This window comes from Flavobacterium sp. TAB 87 (genome assembly GCF_001529295.1).
GTDB lineage: Bacteria > Bacteroidota > Bacteroidia > Flavobacteriales > Flavobacteriaceae > Flavobacterium.
The window spans coordinates 176,121-198,354 of sequence record NZ_LLWK01000036.1; the positions used below are offsets into that span (position 1 = coordinate 176,121).

Below are 22,234 nucleotides of genomic sequence, written 5' to 3' on the forward strand. Positions count from 1 at the left end.
TCTGTATTTATTTATTTAATATTTTTGTAATAATGTTTTTTAAAACAAGTAAATCTTCAGTTGAAACTTCCATTGATTCCATTAATTGATTTGGAATACAAGCTGCTTTATTTTTTAAGGCTTTTCCTTTTTCAGTCAGCGAAATATTAACTGAACGTTCATCCACCTTACTTCTTACGCGAGAAACAAAATCTTTTTGTTCCATGCGCTTAAGCAGCGGAGTTAATGTACCGCTATCAAGTTTCAATTTTTCTCCCAATTGATTAACAGTTTGCGTCTCGTATTCCCATAAGACCATCATCACCAAATACTGAGGATAAGTGAGTTTGAGTTCTTCTAGTAAAGGTCTATAGTGACTAATAATCTCCTTGGCGAAAACATAAACAGGAAAACAAACTTGCTGGCTAATTTGTAATTGATCTTTCATACTACTCATTTCAACTGCAAATATATCACACAATTAAATTGCGCACAATGTAATTGTAAAACATTATTATTTGTTTAACAACTTTAAATCTAAGAAAGTCAAATTCCTGAATTAATTTATATTATCTAATTACCCATTGTTTCAGGGAATCTTAATGATTGAATAAAGTGATAGAATTAATATTTACATTTGATGCGCGTACCGTACTAAAAGATTAGCATTAAAACTTAATTTATAATTTTGTCTTTTATATAATGAACTCATTATAAATCTTTCGATTTATAACTGCTATCAATTTTTAATTAATTCTAATTTTTTAAATGCTTCTTTGGTTACATGCATTCTAATTGCTGGAAAAGATTCCATCTTGGCATCTTTCATTTCGATATTTGTAGCAAAAAAACAAACCGAATTATTCTTCTCTAAATATCCTACTAACCAACCGTTATCCAAGTCTCCCCTCATTCCCCATCCGCTTTTCCCACTTAAAATATAATTTTCAGTCTTTTCTATTATCATGATATCTTTCATGATAGTTTCCGTCTTTGTAGAAATTGGTAATTTTGAAAAATAAAATCGCTCTAAAAATTCTATTTGCTGTAATTGTGAAATTTTAGATTCACCTTGAAGCCAAAATTCATCTACTGTTAAACTATCAAACACCATTCCTGGATATTGTAAGTTTTTCAAATACAGTTTCATGCGTTGCACACCAACTTTCCTAGCAATTTCTTGATAACAAGGCACGCAAGAAACTTGAAATGCTTTTTTAAAAGATAAATCTTCTTCCCATTTTTTAAATCTGCGCTTTTGTCCATCCCATTTAAAAATTGCTGAATCATTGTTAACTACACCACTTTCTAAAGCAATAATAGAATTGGGAATTTTAAATGTCGAAGCAGGAATTACGGCTATTTTTGTCCAAGCGAAATTGTTAGAATAATTCGTTTTATTTTTAACATCATAAATTAAGACAGAACCTTTTACTCCTAAACTATCTAAAGCAACTCCAAATTCTAATTTTACAACTTCTTTAATTTTATGAATCTTTATTTGAGAATTCCCTCTAAAACTCATTAAAATTATTAAAACTGTTAATTTGAATAAGTATCTCATTTTTTATTTTGTATTAGGTAGACTAAGGCTGTAATGCGTTTAATAGAAACATAATGCCCTAAAAATATATATTTTTTTTTAAAATAGTTCGAACCAGCGAAGCTAGAATTCAGTTTTTTTATCTTCTTTAATACTAAGTGCGTACTTTAAAATTCAGTTATTTAAAAATTTTTTTGATTTTTTGAAATAAACAATCAAAGTAGTACCATTTAAAGCTAATTTTACTCAATAAATTTATAATAATTTTAGTACTTATTCGTGCTATAAAGGTTTAAATTGCGTAAAAAAGGGATATAATGAGCAAGATAAAAATACTTTGGGTAGATGATGAGATCGACCTATTAAAGCCACACATACTATTTTTAGAAAAGAAAAACTACGAGGTTACTACTTGCAATAACGGTTTAGATGCCCTCACTATTTTTGATGAGAACAATTTTGATATTGTTTTTTTAGACGAAAATATGCCCGGAATGAGCGGCTTAGAAACGCTTGCGGAAATGAAGGAAAAAAAATCGTCTATTCCGATGATTATGATTACCAAAAGCGAAGAAGAGTATATTATGGAAGAGGCAATTGGTTCTAAAATTGCCGATTACTTGATTAAACCCGTTAATCCGAATCAAATATTACTAAGTTTAAAGAAGAATTTAGACCATTCACGATTGATTTCTGAAAAAACTAGTATGGATTATCAGAAAGAATTTCGTAAAATATCGATGGAATTAGCCATGGTCAACACTTATGAAGACTGGGTTGAGTTATACAAAAAATTAATTTTCTGGGAATTAGAATTAGAGAATATTAATGATCAAGGAATGATTGAAATTCTCGAATCCCAAAAAGTAGAAGCGAATTCGCAATTCGGTAAATTTATCGAACGCAATTACGAAGATTGGTTTGCACCAAAAGCAGATCGTCCGATTCAATCAGATAATTTATTCAAAGAATTGGTCGTTCCGGAAATTAAAAAGAAAGACAAGCCAATTTTGTTTGTTGTCATTGATAATTTAAGATACGATCAATGGAAAGCTTTTGAATCTGTTGTTCAAAATTATTACAAACTCGAGAAAGAAGTTCCTTATTTTTCTATACTTCCCACAGCAACTCAATATGCTAGAAATGCAATTTTTTCTGGAATGATGCCTTTGGAAATGGAGAAAAAGCATCCTGAATATTGGAAAAATGATGTTGAAGATGGTGGTAAAAACTTATACGAAGCCGAATTTTTAACCGCGCAACTGAAGCGATTGGGATTAAATATTGTTCAAGATTATTTTAAAATCACGAATTTAGCAAGTGGTAAAAAATTATCAGAAAACTTTAAAGGTTTAAAAAACAACGATTTGGTTACTGTAGTTTATAATTTTGTTGATATGCTTTCGCATGCGAAAACAGAATTAGATGTCGTAAAAGAATTAGCTTCAGACGACAAGGCCTACCGTTCGTTAACCCTTAGTTGGTTCAAAAATTCTCCGCTTTTAGAAATTATTCAACAAGCACAAACGATGGGCTTCAAGCTAATTTTAACCACCGACCACGGAACCATTAATGTCAAACATCCTTCTAAAGTTGTGGGCGACAAAAACACAAGTTTAAATTTGAGATATAAAACAGGAAGAAGCTTAACGTACGAGAGCAAAGACGTTTACGACATTAAAGACCCTAAAAAAATTGGTTTACCTGCAATAAATATGAGTAGTTCGTTTATTTTTGCAAAAAACGATTTATTTTTGGCTTACGTAAACAATTACAATCACTATGTAAGTTATTATAGAAATACGTACCAACACGGGGGAATTTCATTAGAAGAGATGATTATTCCGTTTTTAGTTTTTAACCCAAAATAGTGTCAAGCGATTAATCAGTAGTGCCGAGTAATTTTACAATTCAGTACTTTGCAATTACCAATCATTTATCAAACATATGGAAATTAAGTTTTCGTTAGACCAAATAGCATCGGTTGTTCAACAAATTTTAGACCAATATCCTGAAAAAATAATTCTTTTTAATGGCGAAATGGGCGCTGGAAAAACAACATTTATAAAACAATTTTGCAAAACATTAGGCGTTAGTGAAGCAACTAGTAGTCCGACATTTTCTCTAGTAAATGAATATCAAACCGATGATAAAAAGACCGTATACCATTTTGACTTTTACCGTTTAAAACAGGAAACCGAAGCGCTCGATATGGGTGTCGAAGATTATTTGTATTCTAATAATTGGTGTTTTATTGAGTGGTCTGAGAAAATACCGAATCTTATTCCAGAGAATCATTCTGTTATTACTATTGATTTGCAACCCGATGGGCGGCGATTACTAACTTTAAGTCACAGCCGTTAACATAATATGCTTTAATATGTTAAGCATTATTTTATTCCAAAATTTTTACGTAATTTGAATCCTTAATTTTGCCGAACCAATGCCAATTACAATAACTCCATTTACGAAACAACAATTGTTACCTCAGGAAGAAATGCTTGAAATAGGTAGACATAAAAGAGAACTTTTTATTGGTATTCCTAAAGAAACAAGTTATCAAGAACGTCGTATTTGTCTAACTCCAGATGCCGTCACTTCACTAGTGTATCAAGGACACCGCGTGATGATAGAAGCTGGCGCAGGAGAAAGTTCAAGTTACACAGACAAAGAATACAGTGATGCGGGTGCAGAAGTTACTAAAGACACCAAAAAGGTATTTGGCTGCCCGATGCTACTTAAAGTCGAACCTCCCACAATTGCTGAAATCAAATTAATGAATCCCGAAACGATCTTAATTTCTGCCATTCAGCTAAAGACTAAAAAGAAAGCTTATTTTGAAGCGTTGACTCAAAAGAAAATTACCGCACTGGCTTTTGAATATATTAAAGACGAAGACGGCTCCTATCCTGCAGTAAAATCGTTGAGTGAGATTGCAGGAACGGCGTCGATATTAATTGCTGCCGAATTAATGATTACCGATGATTTAGGAAAAGGACTTTTATTTGGCAATATTACGGGTGTTCCACCGACCGAAGTTGTTATTTTAGGAGCAGGAACAGTTGGTGAATTTGCAGCTAAAACTGCTTTGGGTTTAGGTGCAAGTATCAAGGTTTTTGACAATTCAATTACTAAATTACGTCGCCTACAAAATAATTTAAATCAGCGTGTTTTTACCTCGACCATTCAGCCTAAAACTTTACTTAAGGCTTTGCGTCGTTGCGATGTTGCTATTGGAGCTATGCGCGGCAAAGAACGATGTCCGATTGTGGTTACCGAAACTATGGTGGAACACATGAAAAAAGGAGCTGTAATTGTAGATGTTAGTATCGACACTGGTGGTTGTTTTGAAACTTCAGAAGTTACGACGCATGAAAAACCAACTTTCTTAAAAAGCAATGTTTTGCATTATTGTGTTCCTAACATTCCATCGCGTTATTCTAAGACCGCTTCCCTTTCTATCAGTAATATTATTACGCCTTATTTGTTGCAAATTGCCGAAGATGGCGGAATTGAAAGTGCGATTCGTTGCAATAAAGGTCTTTTAAACGGAATCTATTTGTACCACGGAATTGTAACCAACAGAGCTATTAGTGATTGGTTTGACTTGCCTCATAACGATATTAATTTACTTGTTTTTTAGTACATTTTTGGACTATCTTTGCTCGAAAAATATTTTATGAAATTTCCGCAACGCTTAGCATATTATTTATTCGGTTTAATGATTGGAGCTTTTTTTGTAGCTTTTATTTTAGGCGGAAAAGATACCAGCTGTAATTATTTCCCTAATTCGCGAGTTTTAAGTGATTTACGAACTAAACCTTTTCATTATTCTGATGCAGCTTCTCAAGTTCTAGCTGAAGGATGGATCGATACCGTAGACGTGAAAAATACGCTAAAACATGGTGATGTTGATTTTGATCAAAGTAATATCAAATATAAAAATGGTAAGATTTATATAATTGAAGGTAAGACCGTTAAAAATCAAGAAATTATTTTAAAAGTGGTCAATTATGAAAAGAAAGCTGTTTTAGAATCGATTACAAAAATTAACTAAAACCAATTAATTTCAGATTTATTTTTTGATAAAAGAAAAGCATTGGTTTGGCTAAAATGCTTATTTCCAAACCATTTTCCTTGATTGGCGCTCATTGGCGAAGGATGTCCCGATTCTAAAACTAAATGCTTATTTCGATTAATTTTCGCACCTTTTTTATGTGCAAAAGCACCCCACAATAAAAACACAACATCTTCTTTCTGTTCAGAAATTGTTTTAATGACAGCGTCTGTGAATAGATTCCACTTTAGGTGTTTGTGGCTATTTGCGCTATCTTTTCGCACTGTTAGCGACGCGTTCAATAATAAAACGCCTTGTTGTGCCCAATGTTTTAAATTACCAGATTCTGGGATAAAAACAGCCTCCAAATCGCTATGAATTTCCTTATAAATATTACGCAATGACGGTGGAATTTTAACGCAATCATTTACCGAAAAACTCAAACCATTAGCCTCGCCTTCTCCATGATAGGGATCTTGACCAATAATAACTACTTTTAAATCAGAGAAATCACAGCTGTTAAACGCAGAAAAAATTAATTCAGCTGGCGGATAGCAGGTATGCGTTTGGTATTCTTCTTCCAAAACAGTATTTAATGCTACAAAATAGGGCTTTTGTAATTCATAATTTAAGACTTTTTTCCAGTTTGAATTGAGATCGGCAATCATAAGCGTCAAATTTTTTACAAACTTAGACAACTTTTACTAAAAACTCCCCGAGCTGTTGCTTATTTACAGTGCGTAACTTTGTAACTTTGCTTCTTGACAACTTTAGGACCAATATGATATCCATTACCGATAAGACACTACAAGATTTACAATTTCCAACTATACTAGAAACCATTTCAGCTATCTGTAATACAGAGATAGGTAAAGAAAAGGCACTTACAATTAAACCTTTCAGTGATAAAGAAAGCTTGCTGCAAGCGCTAAAACAAACTTCTGAGTATGTTTCTTCTTTTGATAACAATAACGCGATTCCTAATCATGGCTTTGATGCGATCACTCATGAAATTAAATTTCTAGCGATTGAAGATAGTTTTCTAGAAGTAGGCAGTTTCAGAAAAATTGCTACGCTTTCGGCAACTGTCAATGTTTTATTAACTTTTTTAAGGAAATTTGAAGATTACTATCCCAATTTAAACGCGCGTTCTTCGCAAGTAGAATTGACTAAAGATATAATTGCACTGGTTGATGTTGTGGTAGACAAATATGGTGAGATAAAAGACAATGCATCGCCCGAACTATTAAATATTCGTCGCGACATGAACGTCGTGCGGGGAAAGGTTAACCAAAGTTTTGGATCGGCATTAACGCAATACAACACTCTTGGATATTTAGATGACATCAAGGAAAGCTTTGTTCAAAACCGCCGCGTATTAGCCGTTTTGGCGATGTACCGACGCAAAATTAAAGGGACTATTTTAGGTACTAGTAAAACTGGAAGTATCGCTTACATTGAGCCTGAACAAACTTTGAAATATTCCCGAGAATTAAGTAATTTAGAATATGAAGAGAAGGAAGAAATTACCCGAATACTAAAGCAATTGTCCAATGCTGTTCGTCCTTTTTTACCCTTATTGAAAGAATATCAAGAATTTCTAAGTGAGATCGATGTCATTGCCGCAAAAGCGAAATATGCTAATAAAATTAACGGAATCTTGCCTGCTATTACAGAAGAACGTCGTTTGTATTTTAGAGATGCTTTTCACCCTATTTTATACTTAAACAATAAGTCGAAAAACGAAATTACGCATCCACAAACGATTGAATTAAAACAGGAAAATCGAATTATCGTAATATCTGGACCGAATGCAGGAGGTAAAACGATCTCCCTAAAAACAGTAGGTTTATTGCAATTGATGTTGCAGTCTGGAATGTTAATTCCGGTACATGAACGAAGTGAAACGTTTCTTTTTGATCGAATATTGACCGATATCGGAGACAATCAATCTATTGAAAATCATTTAAGCACCTACAGTTACCGTTTAAAAAACATGAACTACTTTTTGAAAAAGTGCAACAAGAAGACCCTGTTTTTAATTGATGAATTCGGTACCGGCTCTGATCCAGAATTAGGAGGTGCTTTGGCAGAAATCTTCTTAGAAGAATTTTACCATCGTGAAGCATTCGGAATTATAACTACGCATTATTCTAACTTAAAAATATTGGCCAACGAATTGCCTTTTGCAACCAATGCCAATATGCTGTTTGACGAAAAATCTTTAGAACCCTTGTACCAATTGGTTTTAGGACAAGCAGGAAGCTCCTTTACGTTTGAAGTTGCACTTAAAAACGGAATCCCTTTTGGATTGATCAACCGTGCTAAAAAGAAAATAGAGGTCGGAAAAGTGCGTTTTGATAAAACTATTGCCACTTTACAGAAAGAGCGTTCGAAGCTTGAGAAAACTTCGATAAATTTAAAAGAAGAAGAAACTAGAGCACGCGAAGAAGGTAAAAAGATGGAAAACATCAACGTAAAAATCAAACAAAAGTTAGAAAGCTATCAAGAACTGTATGACAGCAACCAAAAATTAATTTACATTGGTCAAAAAGTAGATGATATTTCACAGAAGTATTTTAACAATAGCAATAAGAAGGAATTAATTGGAGATCTTTTGAAAATTGTTGAAATCGAAAATTCTAAACGTATAAAAGCCACTCCAAAAGAAATTAAAGTGATTGCGGAGAAGAAAAAAGAAATTGCTAAAGAAGTAGAAGTACAAGTTGAAGAAATTAGAGAAGAAAAGAAGGCTAAAAAACTGAAACCTGTCGTGGAAAAAGCCAAGCCAATTTTAAAAGTAGGCGATCGCGTTCGCATGATCGATGGTCGATCGGTTGGCAGCATCGACAATATAGAAAGAAATAAAGCAACAGTTAATTACGGAATATTCACTTCAAAAGTGAGTTTAGACGAATTAGAATTAGTTGAAGCTGTTAAAAAGTAATTTGTTTTTGTTAAACGCATACTAATAGTCGCAAGTTCGAGTTTCTATTAGTACGTTTGTTATAAATTTATTAGTTGATTCCCAAAATCAAGAAAATTCATGCTAAATCTACCTCAAAATAAAAAAATAATATTATTTGATGGCGTTTGTAATCTTTGCAATTCTGCGGTTCAATATATTATCAAACACGATGAAAAAGATTGTTTCCGATTTGTAGCTTTACAATCAGATCTTGGCATTGAAATTTGCAAGACAATAGGAATTAGTTATGCTAAGATGGATAGCATCATTTTATATGAGCCAGGCGTTGCTTATTACTACAAGTCATCGGCCATACTAGCCATTGCAAAAGAATTTGGTGGTATTTGGAATATGTCAGCCTTTATGCGAATTGTTCCTATTTTCATTGGAGATGCTTTTTATGATTATGTTGCAAAAAACAGATATCGTTTGTATGGCAAAAAGGAATCTTGTCTAATTCCAACTCCTGAGTTAAAATCAAAATTCTTGTAATAAAACACAATGCAAGATTTATCGCTTTCTAATAGTTTTAAGTATTAATTTACTCTTGAAATACTTTTACGACTAATCCGTCGATACTTTTATCAATCATAATCTGGCATGCCAAACGAAACTTTTCTGCATCTAAATCGTGCTTTTGAATAGTTGCTCTTTCATTTCCGTCAAACGGTATTAATGGTATTTCTTTTGAGATAATTTCTACTACACAGGTGCAACAACGTCCCACTCCTCCACAGTCACCAAAATCTTCTAAGAACGAATTATCGCGAATCAATTGCATTAAGCTTCTGTATTCATTTTGATAAGTTGTTACCCTATATTCAACACCTTCAGATTGTATGTTCAGTATAATTTTATCCACATTTTTAATTTTTCAAATAAAAAAAAAGCTGCTTTTAGATGAAAAGCAGCTTTTGTAAGTATTATTTTTTTCCGTCTTTTATTTCATCTACAATTTCTGGATTCAATAAGGTAGAAATATCACCGAAATTAGAAAAATCTCCTTCTGCAATTTTTCGAAGAATTCTACGCATAATTTTTCCAGAACGTGTTTTTGGCAAACCAGAAACAAACTGAATCTTATCTAATTTTGCTATTGGTCCGATATGGTCCGCAATATATTGATTGATTTCTTTAGTTAAATTCTCTCTATCTCGGTACTCACCTGCTTCTTTCAAGATTACAAAACCGTATAAAGCATTTCCTTTAATATCATGTGGGAAACCGACAATAGCAGATTCTGCAACAGCAGGGTGCTCATTAATTGCATCTTCAATTGGCGCAGTTCCTAGATTATGTCCAGATACAATTACTACATCATCAACACGACCGGTAATTCTGTAGTAACCAACTTCGTCTCGTAATGCTGAATCTCCCGTAAAATATTTACCTGGAAAAGCAGAAAAATAAGTGTCTTTATATCTTTGGTGATCGCCCCAAATTGTTCTTGCAATTCCGGGCCACGGAAATTTAATACATAAACTTCCGTCTACTTGATTGGACTCAATTTCGTTTCTTTTATCATCCATTAGCACAGGTTGAATTCCTGGTAAAGGTAAGGTAGCGTAAGTTGGTTTTGTTGGAGTAACAAATGCAATTGGCGAAAGCATGATACCTCCAGTTTCTGTTTGCCACCACGTATCAACAACTGGGCATCTTTTAGCTCCCACGTGATCGTTGTACCAGTGCCATGCTTCTTCGTTTATAGGTTCACCGACAGATCCAATTACTTTTAATGATTTTAAAGGAAAACCTAAAACGTAATCTAAACTTTCTTTTGCTAAAGAACGGATGGCAGTTGGTGCCGTGTAAAACTGAGTAACTTTATGTTTTTCAATTGTTTCCCAGAAACGACTAAAATCTGGGTAAGAAGGTACGCCTTCAAAAATAACTGTAGTTCCACCATTTAATAATGGACCATATACAATATAAGAGTGTCCTGTGATCCAACCGATATCTGCCGTACACCAAAAAATATCATTCTCTTCGTGATTGAATACGTTTTTAAAGGTATACGAAGTATAAACCATGTAACCTGCAGTGGTATGCACCATTCCTTTTGGCTTACCAGTAGATCCTGAAGTATATAAGATAAATAAAGGATCTTCAGCGTCCATAATTTCTGCAACATTACTTGCAGAAGCAGTATCTAATAACGGTTGCAACCACTGGTCGCGTCCTTCTTTCATTTTTACTTGTGTATTGGTACGTTTTACAACTAATACTTTTTCAACGCAAGTGCAAGCTTCTAATGCTTCATCGATAATCGATTTTAATTCAATCGATTTATTTCCTCTAAAACCACCATCCGATGTAATAACCATTTTACATTCGCTGTCGTTAATTCTTGCTGCTACTGCAGAAGAAGAAAATCCTGCAAAAACAACAGAATGAATCGCTCCAATTCTAGCGCAAGCCAAGACAGATACAGCCAATTCTGGAATCATCGGTAAATAAATACACACACGATCTCCTTTTTTGATTCCTTGCTCCAGTAAAACGTTAGCCATTTTACAAACTCGCTCGTATAAATCATTATATGTAATATGCAATGCTTCTTCTGAAGGATCATTAGGTTCAAAAATGATAGCCGTTTTCTCGCCTCTTTTATTTAAATGTCTGTCAATACAGTTTTTTGTAATATTAACTTTAGCTCCCGAAAACCAACTGATTCCAGCATCAACCATGTTAAAGTCAACTACTTTATCCCAATGTTGATACCAAGTGAAATTTTCTTCGGCAATTTTTCCCCAAAACTTCCTTGGTTCACGAACTGACTTATTATAATGTTTAAAATATTGTTCTAAATTTTCAATTTTAAAATAACTCATGTTTGCTCAATTTTTTTTTTATAAATGTATTAAAACTACTTCGATTCTAATAATTATTTAATTTATAAATTTTAACTAAAAATTATATTTTGTGTAATTTAAATTACTTTTTTAAGGTAAAAATTTAATTATTAAATATTTTCCTCTTATTTATGTCAAATAAAAAAGGCATAATATAATTATATCATGCCTTCTTTCTCTTTTGTTTAACCCAAATTCTGTTTATAAATTCCATTCTTAAAACATCAGAATTAGAAGCAACTTTATCAAAATCTAGAGCTATATTTTACAACCTAAATAGTAATAGGAATTACTTCACTTAACTCCCTTTGAAGTTAAGTGAAAGCAATTTACAAGTATATCCTTAATTTTTAATAAGTGCTTACTAATTCAAAATATTATATAAAAGAATACATTGCAAATTCCGACACACTCTTGGTGCGGTAATTCCAAAATTTTAATTAACCAATTTTTTTCATTGCAGTCATTGACTCTCTCAACCACTCTCCTACTTCTTCAATAGGATGCTGACGAATTTGCTTGTTTACTGCAATTAAAACTGCATTATCTGCGCTATTTGATACTGAAAAAGATTTTCCAATTACATTTGTATCAACTGTTTTCATAAAATCAACTAATAATGGTTTACAAGCATGATCAAATAAATAACAACCATATTCTGCAGTGTCAGAAATGACACGATTCATTTCGAATAATTTTTTTCTTGCAATTGTATTTGCAATTAAAGGTAATTCATGTAATGATTCATAATATGCTGATTCCTCAATGATACCTGCTTCAGTCATTGTTTCAAAAGCCAATTCAACTCCTGCTTTAACCATTGCAACCATTAAAAGGCCGTTATCAAAATACTCTTGTTCTGAAATTGCAGCTTCTTGTGGAGCCGTTTTTTCAAAATTAGTTTCTTCTGTAGCAGCTCTCCAAGTCAATAAATTTTTATCGTCATTTGCCCAGTCGATCATCATATTTTTAGAAAATTCTCCAGATATAATATCGTCCTGGTGTTTTTGAAACAACGGACGCATAATGTCTTTCAATTCTTCAGCAATTTCGAATGCCTTAATTTTTGCAGGATTAGACAAACGGTCCATCATGTTTGTGATGCCTCCGTGTTTAAGAGCTTCAGTAATCGTTTCCCATCCGTACTGAATTAATTTTGAAGCATATGCTGCGTCAATTCCCTTTTCTATCATTTTATCAAAACATAAAATAGATCCTGTTTGTAACAAACCACAAAGAATAGTCTGCTCTCCCATTAAATCTGATTTTACTTCAGCAACGAAAGATGATCTTAAAACTCCTGCTTTATGACCTCCAGTTGCTACGGCGTATGCTTTTGCTTGATCTAAACCAATATTATTTGGATCATTTTCTGGATGAACAGCGATTAGTGTTGGAACTCCAAATCCTCTTTTGTATTCTTCACGAACCTCAGATCCTGGACATTTTGGTGCACACATAATAACCGTAATATCTTTACGAATTTGCATTCCTTCTTCCACAATATTAAAACCGTGAGAGTAAGCTAATGTAGACCCTTTTTTCATTAAAGGCATAATTGCAGTTACTACTGCAGTATGTTGCTTATCTGGCGTTAAGTTACAAACTAAATCGGCAGTTGGTATTAACTCTTCGTAAGTTCCTACTTTAAATCCGTTTTCACTAGCATTTTTAAATGAAGCTCTTTTTTCTGCAATTGCATCAGGACGCAAAGCATATGATATGTCTAATCCAGAATCTCTCATGTTCAAACCTTGGTTTAAACCTTGAGCACCACAACCTACGATAACTACTTTTTTACCTTTTAAAGCTGTAATTCCATCAGCAAATTCTGACTGCTCCATGAATTCGCAAACTCCTAGTTGCTCTAATTGTAATCGTAACGGTAATGTGTTGAAATAATTTGCCATTTTCTACTCTTAATTATTAGTCTTAAATTTATTTTGTTTTTAATTTTGTTTGAATTCTTGCAACAGTTGCGAAATTTCCATTTTTTCTTTTGATACAGAAATTCGACCCGAACGAACAAATTGCATGATACCATGCGGTTTTAATTGTGCATGTAACTCATTTATATCCGCACGCTTTCCAGCTTTTGAAATTACAAAAAAATCATGCTCTGTAGTCATAACTACCGAATTACTGTTAGCTATAATATCCTTAATATCCTGATTTTCTGCCAACCTAGAATTTATTTTGAACAATGCATTTTCTAAGAAAATAGTTTCGTCATCAACGTGGTAAAATGCTTTTATCACTTCGATTTGTTTTTCGATTTGACCTACAATATTTCGAACCCATTTTTCTGTAGTATCCACTACAATAATAAAGCGCGAAACATTTTCAATTTCCGATTCTGAAACGTTTAAGCTCAATATGTTGATGTGTCTTTTTAAGAATATTCCAGATATTCTATTTAATAAACCCACATTATTTTCTGAATACACCGAGATGGTGAATGTTTTATTATCTTCCATAACTATTATCTTAATCTGATGTCAGAAACTGAGGCTCCTGTTGGAATCATTGGAAATACATTATTTTCTTTTTCTACCATTATTTCTAAAAAGTACGAATCTTTCGAAGCGAGCATTTCGGCAACTGCAGCATCTAGTTCTTCTCGTTTTGTAACTTTCTTTGCTTTAATGTAATATCCTTCGGCTATAGCCACAAAATTTGGATTTACCATTTCAGTTGAAGCATAGCGGTAATCAAAGAATAATTCTTGCCATTGACGCACCATTCCTAAAAACTCATTGTTTAAAACAACTATTTTAACAGGTACTTTAGATTGAAAAATAGTTCCTAATTCTTGAATATTCATTTGAAATCCACCATCGCCAATAATAGCAACAACTTCTCTCTCTGGCATTCCCATCTTCGCTCCAATTGCAGCTGGAAGTGCAAATCCCATTGTTCCTAAACCTCCCGAAGTAATGTTACTTTTAGTTGAATTAAATTTTGCATAACGACAAGCAAACATTTGATGTTGACCTACATCGGAAACGATAATGGCATCACCTTTTGAATGTTTGTTAATCATTTCAACAGCTTCACCCATTGAAATTCCTTTTCCATTAGTTGGCTTTAATTCCTCATCGATGACAGCCTCAAATTCAATTTTAGCTTTCTCTTTAAATTCATTGTGCCAATCTTCGTGTTTGTTATCATTCAATAAAGGAAGCAAAGCAGTCAATGCCTCTTTTAAATCAGCTAAAACAGCTACTTCTGTTTTTACGTTTTTATCAACTTCTGCAGGATCAATTTCAAAATGAATTACTTTTGCTTGTTTAGCATAAGTTTTCAAATCTCCTGTCACACGATCATCAAAACGCATTCCTAAAGCAATAAGAACATCGCATTCATTAGTCAATACATTTGGTCCATAATTACCATGCATTCCTAACATTCCAACATTCAAAGGATGTTCGGTTGGTAAGGCAGATAATCCTAAAATAGTCCATCCCGCTGGAATTCCGGTTTTTTCAATTAACTTTTTCAACTCTTCTTCTGCTCTGCTCAATATAACACCTTGTCCGAAAACAATAAAAGGTTTTTTTGCTGAATTGATTATATCTGCTGCTTTCTGTACTGATTCAATTTTAAGTTTAGGTACAGGATTGTAACTTCTTATACTAGTGCATTTTTCATACTTAAAATCAAGTAAATCGAACTGCGCATTTTTTGTAATATCAATCAAGACTGGACCTGGTCTACCCGAACGTGCAATGTAAAAAGCTTTTGCAATAATTTCTGGTATTTCACTAGCTTCTGTAACTTGGTAATTCCATTTAGTAACTGGAGTAGAAATTCCAATAATATCGGTTTCTTGAAATGCATCTGATCCTAGTAAGTGTTTACCCACTTGCCCTGTTATGCATACTAAAGGAGTCGAGTCAATTTGTGCATCTGCAATTCCCGTCACTAAATTTGTAGCTCCAGGTCCCGACGTTGCAATTGCTACACCCACTTTTCCTGTAGCTCTTGCATATCCTTGAGCGGCGTGCGTAGCGCCTTGTTCGTGACGCACTAAAACGTGATGCAGTTGATCTCTAAATTTATATAATTCATCGTAAACTGGCATAATAGCTCCACCTGGGTAGCCGTATATCAAATCTACACCTTCTGCTAATAAACATTTAATAACGGCTTCTGCGCCAGATATTCTTGTTGTTTCCATCCTTTTGAATATTATTAAAAAACTGAAAAAAAATATTTTAAAATTCTTTTACTTTTCAGTTATCTGTACATTATTTATCAGTTACACATCCCTCAGAAGCGCTAGAGACCGAACGCATGTACTTGAGTAAAACACCTTGTTTGATAGGTGATTCTGGTTGTTTCCAATTAGCTCTACGGTTCGCAAATTCTTCGTCAGAAATATTCATATTAATTGTGTTTTTGACAGCATCAATTGTGATCAAATCTCCATTCTCAATCAATGCAATTCCGCCACCTTCATACGCTTCTGGTGTAACATGCCCTACTACAAAACCATGAGAACCTCCAGAGAAACGCCCGTCTGTAATTAGTGCAACAGTACTGCCTAAACCAGCACCCATAATCGCAGAGGTTGGCTTTAACATTTCAGACATTCCTGGACCACCTTTTGGACCACAATATCGAATAATGACGACATTTCCTGGTTTAACTTCACCAGCTTGTATTCCTCGAATTACATCTTTCTCATTTTCATAAACAACTGCCGTACCTTCAAAAAACTCACCTTCTTTACCGCTAATTTTAGCTACACAACCTTCTGAAGCTATATTACCGTATAAAATTTGAATATTCCCAGTAGCTTTTAATGCTTTCTGAATTTCAAAGATTACTTCTTGACCATCATGTAAAGCAGGAATTGACTCTAAATTCTCAGCGATAGTCTTACCTGTCACAGTCATACATTCCCCGTGCAAGAAACCTTCTTTCAATAAATATTTCATTACTGCAGGAACACCACCTACATTATGTAAATCTTCCATTAAATATTTACCACTAGGCTTTAAGTCTGCTAGTAATGGCGTTTTATCACTAATGTCCTGAAAATCTTTCAACGTCAATTCGATACCAACAGAATGAGCCATTGCAATCAAATGCATCACTGCATTAGTTGAACCTCCTAAAACAGCTACCATTGTGATTGCATTTTCAAATGCTTTACGAGTCATGATGTCTCTCGGTTTGATATCTTTTTCTAATAATATTTTAATAGCTTTACCGGCATCAATACATTCTTGTTTTTTTTCTGGACTTAAAGCTGGATTTGAAGAACTGTAAGGCAAACTCATTCCTAATGCTTCAATTGCTGAAGACATTGTATTTGCCGTATACATTCCGCCACATGCACCTGCACCCGGACAAGCATTTTGAATCACACCTTTAAAATCTTCTGGAGAAATAGAATTACTGAATTTTTTTCCTAAAGCTTCAAAAGCAGAAACAATATTTAAGTCCTCTCCTTTCCATTTTCCTGGATGGATCGATCCTCCATAAACCATAATAGAGGGACGATTTACTCTTCCCATAGCTATTAACGCCCCAGGCATGTTTTTATCACAACCAGGAACAGCAATTAAACCATCGTACCACTGTGCTCCCATTACCGTCTCAATTGAGTCTGCAATGACATCACGAGAAACCAAAGAAAAACGCATTCCATCATTTCCATTTGAAATACCGTCACTTACTCCGATCGTGTTAAAAATTAGTCCTACTAAATCTTCTTTCCAAACACCTGTCTTTATATCTTTTGCTAAATCGTTTAAGTGCATGTTACACGGATTTCCGTCGTAACCCATACTGACAATTCCTACCTGCGCTTTTTTAAGATCTTCCTCCGTTAATCCAATGCCATAGAACATGGCTTGAGAAGCGGGTTGCGTCTCGTCTTGCGTTATGGTTTTGCTGTACTTATTTAATTCCATTATAGTTTGTTTGTGTAATTTTAATTTTTTTATATAAAAAAAACCTTCCAATTTACTGGAAGGTTTATAATATTATTTTTCAATTATATTTATACGCTTCCCTAATCCGTTGTGATTATCACAATGACATTAATAATAGAAGAAATAATAATTGAATTTTTCATTTTTACTTTTTGATAGGACAAATGTATAAAAAGCATTAGACCTAAAAAAATAAAAAATCAACATTTCACATTCTTCTTGTTATTATTTTTAAATATTTAACATAATCAACTAGACTATTGTTGATTGACCGATATGAACGTTATCATTATTGAAATAAAGCAAATCATCTTTGCTTAAAATATAATTTGCTACAAAATCTCCTACATCATTTGTTCCAAAGTTAGAGTCAGGCTTTAAATCTTTAGTAACTACCTGATATTCTATAGCTTTTTCAACCGCTTCATATACTTTGCCTGCTTCGTCTTGTAAACCAAAATGTTCTAAAAGCATCGCTGCAGATAAAATCGAGGCAATTGGATTCGCAATGTTTTTTCCTTTTCCTTTAGAATACGATCCGTGAACCGGTTCAAACAATGCATTTTTTTCGCCTAAAGATGCCGATGCTAGCAATCCAATTGAACCTGTAATTACACTTGCTTCATCCGACAAAATATCTCCAAACAAATTTTCTGTCAAAATAACATCGAACTGTTTTGGATTTACTATAATTTGCATTGCAGCATTATCGATAAAGAGAAAGTTTAAGTCTACAGAAGGATACTGTGCAGCAATCTCCTTTACTACTCTTCGCCAAAGTCTAGACGTTTCTAAAACATTTGCCTTATCAACCAATGTTACTTTATTGCGTCTTTTCTGAGCCGCCTGAAAGGCCAAATGTGTTATTCTCGTAATTTCTTCTTTTGAATATTCGCATAAATCAGACGCATAAGTTCCCGCCTCGTTTATTTTTTTTTCTCCAAAATAAGCACCACCCGTTAATTCTCTAAAAATTACAAAATCAACTCCTTCTATAATAACTCTTTTTAAAGGAGATGCATTTAGCAATGGTCGATAGGGTTTGATCGGACGAATATTTGTGAACAACCCTAGTGATTTCCGTAGTTTTAACAATCCTTGTTCTGGACGTACTTTTGCTAACGGATTGTTATCAAATTTAGGATCGCCAATTGCACCAAGCAAAACAGCATCGGTATTTAAACATAAATTTAGAGTCTGCTCTGGCAATGGGCTTCCTGTTCGCTCGATTGCGACAGCTCCCATGAGCGCATCTTCAAAAATAAAAGTATGCTCAAAAACGTCTGCAATTGCATGCAAAGCTTTTTTAGCCTGCAAAACAACTTCTGGTCCCACTCCATCTCCTGCTAAAACTGCAATTTTTAATTCCATTTTGTGCTACTTTTTTAGTTCTTTTACAAGCAAACTTCCAATCGACAAGCTTCAACGATTTGATGAATGTCTTCATCGATTACTTCTTTTTTAATATCTGCAAATTTTAAAAACTCAATATAAACTAAGTCCAATTGCACTTTTGTAAGTTCATAACCTACTTTCTTAGCACGATAAGCCAAAGCTGCTCTACCACTACGAGCGGTAAGAATTATGGACGATTCATTTACTCCAACATCTAATGGATCCATAATTTCGTAGGTCGCTCTGTTTTTAATAACACCGTCTTGGTGAATACCCGAACTGTGCGCAAAAGCATTCGCACCAACAATCGCTTTATTAGGCTGCACCATCATTCCCATACTTTCTGATACTAAACGACTCATTTCGTTCAATTGTCGAGTATTAATATTGGTATCTAAATTAAGATAGGGATGTTGTTTAAAAATCATCACCACTTCTTCCAAAGCCGTATTTCCTGCTCTTTCTCCAATACCATTAATAGTACATTCAATTTGTCTTGCACCATTAACCGCTCCTGCAATAGAATTAGCAGTTGCCATTCCTAAATCATTATGACAGTGACATGAAATAATTACATTTTCTATACCTTTTACGTTTTCTTTTAAGTATTTAATTTTTGCACCGTATTCTTCTGGTAAACAGTAGCCGGTAGTATCAGGAATATTAAGAACTGTCGCTCCAGCTTTAATAACTTCTTCGCAAACTTGCGCTAAGAAAGCATTATCTGTTCGTCCAGCATCTTCAGCATAAAACTCTACATCTTCCACATAAGTTTTCGCATGAGCAACAGCAAATTTTGCTCTTGCAATAATATCTTCTCTTGTCGTGTTTAACTTGTGAATGATGTGAGAATCTGAAGTTCCAATTCCGGTATGTATTCTCGGTCTCTTGGCATGTTTAAGAGCTGCTGCTGCAACATCAATATCATTTTTAACCGCTCGTGTTAGTCCGCAAACCGTAGCATTTTCTACAATTTTACAAATCTCAGAAACAGACAAAAAATCACCAGGACTAGAAACAGGAAAACCAGCTTCAATGACATCAACACCCATTTGGTCGAGGCGTTCTGCAATTACTAATTTTTGTTTTGTATCTAATTTACATCCAGGGACCTGTTCACCATCTCTCAAAGTGGTATCAAAAATTTGAACTTTCTCTCTATTCATTTTCATTTATTTAATGTAATTTCACATCTTGATAACAAACATATAATCTTATACTCAAGTAAGAAATTCATTTAATCCAAAATATACTGTTGATACGACTAGTTATAATCATATAACTAAATGAAAATCAGTTATTTACATTATTATATTTTACAATGGCTAACCATCAAAAAGATTTTTTATTTGTATTGATAAAATCCCTCTCGAAATCTGAAAAAAGACAATTCAAAATTTTTGCAAGCCGATTAGAAACAAGTTCGAATACAAAATTTATTGAATTGTTTAACATTTTAGACAAGTCAGAAAACTATGATGAGAAGTTGATTTTAAAAAGTGGAAGTATAAAAAAAGTACAGCTATCTAACTTAAAATCATACTTATACAAACAAGTTTTAGTAAGTATCCGATTGAATATACCAAGTCAAAATGTTCGATATCAATTGCGCGAGCAGATGGATTTTGCAGGAATCTTATACAATAAAGGACTTTACAGACAGAGTTTGAAAATTTTAGATAAGACTAAAATACAAGCTATGGAGCACGATGAGAAATACATGGCTTATGAAATTGTTGAATTTGAAAAGCTGATTGAATCACAATATATTACTCGAAGTATTCAAGGACGAGCTGATGAATTAGTAGTTCAAGCCAAAGAATTGAATTATCGCAATACCATTTCTAGTAAATTGTCGAATTTGTCTTTGCAATTGTACGGCATAATGCTAAAAACAGGTTACGTAAAAAATGACGAAGAATACCGTTATATAGATGATTATTTTCAAAAACACATTTCTAAATTTGACGAGAATAAATTCGGATTTAGAGAGAAATATTGGTTTTATAATGCCAATTTGTGGCGCAGCTTTTTAGTTCAAGATTTTTTGGCTAGTTATAAATATGCCTACAAATGGGTGAATTTATTTTATGACAATCCGAATATGATTTATCAAAACCCAGTGTTTTTCTTAAAGGGAAATCATTACTTTTTGGAATCATTATATATGTTAAAATACAAGTCGAACTTTAAAAAGTACTTGAATTTACTGGAGGAAACCATTAACGATCCAAAATTTCCAGTCAATGATAATGTCGCTTCTTTGTCCTTTCTGTATTTATACAACAACAAATTAAATCTTCATATTTTAGAAGCATCTTTCGAAGAAAGTGAATATTTGATTCCTGAAATTTTAGAAAAAATTAAAATTCACAACGAGCACTTAGACGAGCATCACGAAATGATGTTCTACTATAAAATTGCTTGCATCTATTTTGGAAATGAAAAATACAATGAGTCTATTTTTTATTTGGAGAAAATCATAAACAACAAGAATCTTTCGATGAGAGAAGATTTAATGTGTTTCTCTCGAATATTGTGTCTAATTGTCCATTATGAGTTAGGAAAAGATTACTACTTAGAAAATCAGTTAAAAAATACGTATAAATTTCTACTAAAGATGAACGACTTACATGAAGTTCAAAAAGAAATTATAAAGTTTTTAAAGAACTTGAATAACTTTTATCCAAGTGATATTAAAAAAGAATTCATTAAAATGAGAGAGCGATTTATTGAACTCGAAAAAAACACTTACGAAAAGCGGGCATTTTTATACTTAGATATTATTTCGTGGTTAGAAAGCAAAATAGATAATCGTAAAATTGCTGACATAATTAGAGAAAAAGGTAAATTAAATAGCCGCTAATTTTTCAGTCTAAAGGACTCAATTTTAAATAAATGATTGTCTATTAAATTTAGACAATCATTTTTTTTTTGGATCAATTCACTATTTAAATTTAGCACCTTCACTTTTACTCATCAGAACAACTAAAGCTGGCCACTGATTTTACATTTCAGTTAATCTACGCCGTAAATTAGAGTACTACCTCTAGTACGGATAATTATTATGAATTTTCCGTTGATATTAAGGAAATTGCCAGTAATCATTTACTCAAAACAATTACCTAGACAATAAAACGGATGTAACTTCAACAAATAGAGCGACTTTTTATCTTTTGTTCCAAAATTTTGAAGAAAAAATCTAAAAAAGATCAAAATTATTTTTTAAACTTTCGTAAAAAGTCATAAAAAAAGCCCTTACATTTCTGTAAAGGCTTAATTATTATAGTGAACGCAGAAGGATTCGAACCTTCGACCGCCTGCTTAGAAGGCAGGTGCTCTATCCAACTGAGCTATGCGTCCAATATTTCAAATATTAATTAGTATCCACTAATTATTGTAGTCGGGGTGGCAGGATTCGAACCTGCGGCCTCCTGCTCCCAAAGCAGGCGCGATAACCGGGCTACGCTACACCCCGTAAGGCAAAAAACTTGA

General features: G+C 33.3%; 18 protein-coding genes and 2 tRNA genes. 7 read left to right on the top strand and 13 right to left on the bottom strand.

Annotation, left to right across the window (positions count from 1 at the left end):
• Nucleotides 1-7: 7 nt before the first annotated feature.
• Nucleotides 8-427: a MarR family winged helix-turn-helix transcriptional regulator gene (locus tag AP058_RS08775; protein ID WP_066309326.1), complete on the bottom strand. Its 420-nt coding sequence runs from the start codon at nt 425-427 to the stop codon at nt 8-10.
• A 291-nt stretch (nt 428-718) separates the two neighbouring features.
• The gene (blaOXA, locus tag AP058_RS08780; protein ID WP_066309329.1) at nt 719-1,543 is read right to left on the bottom strand and encodes a class D beta-lactamase; all 825 of its coding nucleotides are present in this window, start codon (nt 1,541-1,543) and stop codon (nt 719-721) included.
• Nucleotides 1,544-1,839: 296 nt separating this feature from the next.
• On the opposite strand from blaOXA, the gene AP058_RS08785 reads away from it, so the two are divergent.
• The 4 genes from AP058_RS08785 (at nt 1,840) to AP058_RS08800 (ending at nt 5,579) form a co-directional block, all read left to right on the top strand.
• A complete protein-coding gene (locus AP058_RS08785; protein WP_066309331.1) occupies nt 1,840-3,393 on the top strand; it encodes a bifunctional response regulator/alkaline phosphatase family protein in 1,554 nt (517 codons plus the stop codon).
• A 76-nt stretch (nt 3,394-3,469) separates the two neighbouring features.
• Nucleotides 3,470-3,886, top strand: coding sequence for a tRNA (adenosine(37)-N6)-threonylcarbamoyltransferase complex ATPase subunit type 1 TsaE (gene tsaE / locus AP058_RS08790; RefSeq protein ID WP_066309333.1), 417 nt, complete (start codon nt 3,470-3,472; stop codon nt 3,884-3,886).
• Between the two features lie 79 nt (nt 3,887-3,965).
• Entirely contained in the window at nt 3,966-5,165 is a 1,200-nt protein-coding gene (locus AP058_RS08795) for an alanine dehydrogenase (RefSeq protein ID WP_066309336.1), read from the top strand.
• A gap of 36 nt (nt 5,166-5,201) precedes the next feature.
• A complete protein-coding gene (locus AP058_RS08800; RefSeq protein WP_066309339.1) occupies nt 5,202-5,579 on the top strand; it encodes a DUF4258 domain-containing protein in 378 nt (125 codons plus the stop codon).
• On the opposite strand, the gene ung is transcribed toward AP058_RS08800, so the two are convergent.
• Nucleotides 5,576-6,247 (bottom strand): uracil-DNA glycosylase, encoded by a 672-nt coding sequence (ung, locus tag AP058_RS08805; RefSeq protein ID WP_066309341.1) that lies wholly within the window; start codon nt 6,245-6,247, stop codon nt 5,576-5,578. The two genes, AP058_RS08800 and ung, sit on opposite strands and share 4 nt — an antisense overlap.
• Nucleotides 6,248-6,360: 113 nt before the next feature.
• Between ung and AP058_RS08810 the strand changes: the two genes are divergently transcribed.
• Both AP058_RS08810 and AP058_RS08815 read left to right on the top strand, forming a co-directional pair.
• Nucleotides 6,361-8,526: a DNA mismatch repair protein MutS gene (locus AP058_RS08810; RefSeq protein ID WP_066309342.1), complete on the top strand. Its 2,166-nt coding sequence runs from the start codon at nt 6,361-6,363 to the stop codon at nt 8,524-8,526.
• A 99-nt stretch (nt 8,527-8,625) separates the two neighbouring features.
• Nucleotides 8,626-9,039, top strand: coding sequence for a thiol-disulfide oxidoreductase DCC family protein (locus tag AP058_RS08815; protein WP_066309348.1), 414 nt, complete (start codon nt 8,626-8,628; stop codon nt 9,037-9,039).
• 49 nt (nt 9,040-9,088) lie between these two features.
• Here AP058_RS08815 and AP058_RS08820 read toward each other — a convergent pair whose 3' ends face one another.
• The 8 genes from AP058_RS08820 to AP058_RS08855 form a co-directional block, all read right to left on the bottom strand.
• On the bottom strand, nt 9,089-9,409 hold the full coding sequence (locus tag AP058_RS08820; RefSeq protein WP_082706613.1) for a 2Fe-2S iron-sulfur cluster-binding protein: 321 nt from the start codon (nt 9,407-9,409) through the stop codon (nt 9,089-9,091).
• A gap of 61 nt (nt 9,410-9,470) precedes the next feature.
• Nucleotides 9,471-11,378 carry an acetate--CoA ligase gene (gene acs / locus AP058_RS08825; protein ID WP_066309355.1) on the bottom strand — a complete coding sequence of 636 codons (1,908 nt, stop codon included), beginning with the start codon at nt 11,376-11,378 and terminating at the stop codon, nt 9,471-9,473.
• A 461-nt stretch (nt 11,379-11,839) separates the two neighbouring features.
• Nucleotides 11,840-13,309 (bottom strand): ketol-acid reductoisomerase, encoded by a 1,470-nt coding sequence (gene ilvC / locus AP058_RS08830; protein WP_066309358.1) that lies wholly within the window; start codon nt 13,307-13,309, stop codon nt 11,840-11,842.
• Nucleotides 13,310-13,348: 39 nt separating this feature from the next.
• Nucleotides 13,349-13,876, bottom strand: coding sequence for an acetolactate synthase small subunit (ilvN, locus tag AP058_RS08835; protein WP_066309360.1), 528 nt, complete (start codon nt 13,874-13,876; stop codon nt 13,349-13,351).
• Between the two features lie 5 nt (nt 13,877-13,881).
• Nucleotides 13,882-15,579, bottom strand: a complete 1,698-nt coding sequence (gene ilvB / locus AP058_RS08840) for a biosynthetic-type acetolactate synthase large subunit (protein ID WP_066309362.1) — start codon at nt 15,577-15,579, stop codon at nt 13,882-13,884.
• 70 nt (nt 15,580-15,649) lie between these two features.
• Entirely contained in the window at nt 15,650-17,323 is a 1,674-nt protein-coding gene (ilvD, locus tag AP058_RS08845) for a dihydroxy-acid dehydratase (RefSeq protein WP_066309606.1), read from the bottom strand.
• 273 nt (nt 17,324-17,596) lie between these two features.
• Nucleotides 17,597-18,715: a 3-isopropylmalate dehydrogenase gene (gene leuB / locus AP058_RS08850; protein WP_066309364.1), complete on the bottom strand. Its 1,119-nt coding sequence runs from the start codon at nt 18,713-18,715 to the stop codon at nt 17,597-17,599.
• Between the two features lie 23 nt (nt 18,716-18,738).
• On the bottom strand, nt 18,739-19,905 hold the full coding sequence (locus AP058_RS08855) for a 2-isopropylmalate synthase (protein ID WP_082706621.1): 1,167 nt from the start codon (nt 19,903-19,905) through the stop codon (nt 18,739-18,741).
• Nucleotides 19,906-20,060: 155 nt separating this feature from the next.
• On the opposite strand from AP058_RS08855, the gene AP058_RS08860 reads away from it, so the two are divergent.
• On the top strand, nt 20,061-21,605 hold the full coding sequence (locus AP058_RS08860; RefSeq protein WP_066309367.1) for a hypothetical protein: 1,545 nt from the start codon (nt 20,061-20,063) through the stop codon (nt 21,603-21,605).
• Nucleotides 21,606-22,028: 423 nt separating this feature from the next.
• Here AP058_RS08860 and AP058_RS08865 read toward each other — a convergent pair.
• A tRNA-Arg gene (locus AP058_RS08865) sits at nt 22,029-22,102 on the bottom strand.
• Between the two features lie 40 nt (nt 22,103-22,142).
• Nucleotides 22,143-22,217 (bottom strand) — tRNA-Pro (locus AP058_RS08870).
• Between the last annotated feature and the right edge of the window lie 17 nt (nt 22,218-22,234).